Origin of the sequence: Dokdonella sp. (assembly GCF_039926425.1) — a bacterium.
Classification (GTDB): domain Bacteria; phylum Pseudomonadota; class Gammaproteobacteria; order Xanthomonadales; family Rhodanobacteraceae; genus Dokdonella_A.
Window position 1 is genome coordinate 1 of the sequence record NZ_JBDSWZ010000153.1, and the last position, 2,520, is coordinate 2,520.

Annotated in this window: 4 protein-coding genes; all 4 read right to left on the bottom strand. The window is 66.4% G+C overall.

Annotation, left to right across the window (positions count from 1 at the left end):
• A partial coding sequence (locus tag ABIV12_RS09110) for a molybdopterin cofactor-binding domain-containing protein (protein ID WP_348058471.1) occupies nucleotides 1-968 on the bottom strand: 968 nt, incomplete at its 3' end.
• Entirely contained in the window at nucleotides 958-1,428 is a 471-nt protein-coding gene (locus ABIV12_RS09115) for a (2Fe-2S)-binding protein (protein ID WP_348058472.1), read from the bottom strand. The genes ABIV12_RS09110 and ABIV12_RS09115, both read right to left, overlap by 11 nt.
• Before the next feature lie 118 nt (nucleotides 1,429-1,546).
• Nucleotides 1,547-2,113, bottom strand: coding sequence for a nucleotidyltransferase family protein (locus ABIV12_RS09120; protein ID WP_348058474.1), 567 nt, complete (start codon nucleotides 2,111-2,113; stop codon nucleotides 1,547-1,549).
• On the bottom strand, nucleotides 2,110-2,520 hold a 411-nt coding region (locus tag ABIV12_RS09125), incomplete at its 5' end, for an XdhC family protein (protein ID WP_348058476.1). The genes ABIV12_RS09125 and ABIV12_RS09120, both read right to left, overlap by 4 nt.

Genomic DNA, 2,520 nt, shown 5'->3' on the forward strand with positions numbered 1-2,520 from the left:
TCGCGCAACGCCGCGGTCGATCCCCTGGCGAACGAGCCTTCGTCCCACTCCAGCACCAGCGCATCGCGCCCCTGCTTCGCGGCCCAGAAATGCTGAGCCAGCACCGCGACTCCGCTCGGTACACGCATGACCTCGATCACGCCGGGAATTGCCTTCGCCTTTGCCGCGTCGAACGTCTTGAGGGTGGCGCCGAACACCGGCGCGCGCGCGACCAGTGCGACGGCCATGTCCGGACGTTTCACGTCGATGCCGAACTCGGCCGCACCCATGACCTTGGCCTTGCTGTCGAGGCGACGCGTCGGCTTGCCGATGAGGGTCCAGTCCTTCGCGTCCTTGAGTTTCACGTTGGTCGGTGTGGGCAACTTCGCGGCGGCAGCAGAGACCTCACCGAAGGTCACCTTCTTTGCGCCGCTGATCACGCGGCCCTGCTCGACACGGCAGTCGGCGGCTTTCACGCCCATCGTCGTCGCGGCCGCGGCGACCAGCATCTCGCGCGCTGCCGCGCCGGCGGTGCGCAGCTGGTCGAACGATTCCCACGTACTGGTCGAGCCGCCGGTCATCTGGATGCCGAACGCGCTGTGCGCGTACTCCGCGCCGGCCGGCGCGTGCTCGACCTTGATCGAATTCCAGTCGCAACCGAGTTCCTCGGCGACGACCATTGGAATGGACGTCCAGACGCCCTGGCCCATTTCCGAATGTTTGAGCAGCACGGTGACGGTGTTGTCGGGCGCAATGCGGATGAACGCATTCGGCGACGCCGCTGACTTCGCGGCCGGCGCGGCAGCTGCCAGTGCCTTTCGGATTGCGGTCGGAATGAAACAGGCGACGACCAGTCCCGCGCCGAGCGATGCAGCGGTCTTCAGAAACGCGCGTCGCTTCAAGCCGTCGCCGGCGAGCGAACCTTCAACGGCCAACGCGCCAGATACGGACAACGGATCAGCGGACACATCGACAGGATTACGCCACATGGCCGCTCTCCTTCGTCAGTTCTGCGGCGCGATGCACCGCCGAACGAATGCGCTGGTAGGTTCCGCAGCGACACAGGTTGCCAGCCATCGCTGCATCGATGTCGGCGTCGGTCGGTGTGGGTTTCTGCTGGATCAGCGCAACCGCGGTCATCACCTGGCCGGACTGGCAGTACCCGCACTGCACCACGTCCACTTCCTGCCAGGCACGTTGCACCGGATGGGAGCCATCGAGCGACAGACCCTCGATCGTGGTGATTGCTTTCCCGGCGACCGACGAGGCGGGCGTCACGCAGGAGCGCACCGGCTGCCCATCCACATGCACGGTGCACGCGCCGCACAGCGCCATACCGCATCCGAACTTGGTACCGGTCAGGCCGATCAGGTCACGAAGCACCCACAACAGCGGCATGTCCGCTGGCGCGTCGATGTCATGGGGCTGGCCGTTGACGACGAGATTCATGGGCGTCTCCGTGCTGGCGGGGAAGCAATGAGGCTACACCGCGATGATTCGACGCACCAGCAGGCTGACAGCGAAGTGATGGACAACCCGACCGTCGATCGAAGGATGGAGCGCCTCGTCAACGCAGGTCTTCGGGGCGATCGATATCGGTCGCCAGCGCTGGCGCCCCAATCGCAGTGACGTCGCGCGCACGCAGCAGCTCGCGCGCACCGGCGTCGCCGTGAAGGCGCGCAATGTCCGCAAACCAAGCGCGCGGCAGAATCGCTGGCACACCACGCACTCCTGCGTACGCGCTCGCGATAGCGCGCGCCGGCGCAGCGCGCCACGCGTCGCGCAGCGCGAGCAGATGCGGCAGATCCAACGCGGGTTGATCAGTCAATGCAATCAGCGCGCCGGCACTGTCGCCATCGATCGCGGCAATACCGACGCGCAGCGACGCGGACATGCCGCTGGCGTAGTCCGATGCGATCACCACGCGCAGCGGCAGATCATCGATGGCCGACTGCATCCGCTCGGCATCGTCACCCAGCACGACGATCAGTTCGCTCGGAGACGTTGCAAGCAGCGCGCGCGCGACGCGATGCAGCAGCGTTTCACCGGCGATTTCAATCAACTGTTTCGGACGGCCCAATCGGGTGGATGCGCCAGCCGCGAGCAGTACCGCCGTGTGGCTCGCGACAATCACCGGCGCGCATCGCGCGCAAACTCGCGTTGCAGTTCGGCGATGATCGCAATGCCGATCGCTTCAGCGCCTTCGCCGCCAAGGGCGAGTCCGACCGGCGCGTGCAGGCGCGGTTTCAATCGCGCCGTTGCGTCCGCGCCGATTTCCGCGAGCAGATCGTCACGTCGCGCCGCGGGCCCGAGCAGACCGACGTAACCGATGTCGCTCGCCGCGAGATGGGTGAGGCAGCGCGCATCGAGATGCACGTTGTGGTTCATCACCAGCGCCGCGTCGAAGCGCGCGCGTTGCAATAGTGCGGGCAGCGAGTCCGGACCTTCACCGTGAATGGCGTCGAGCGCGCTCCCGTGCGCAAACCGCAACCAGCGCTCGCGATGTTCGAGCAGGTCGATGTGCCATCCCAGCAGGCGCGT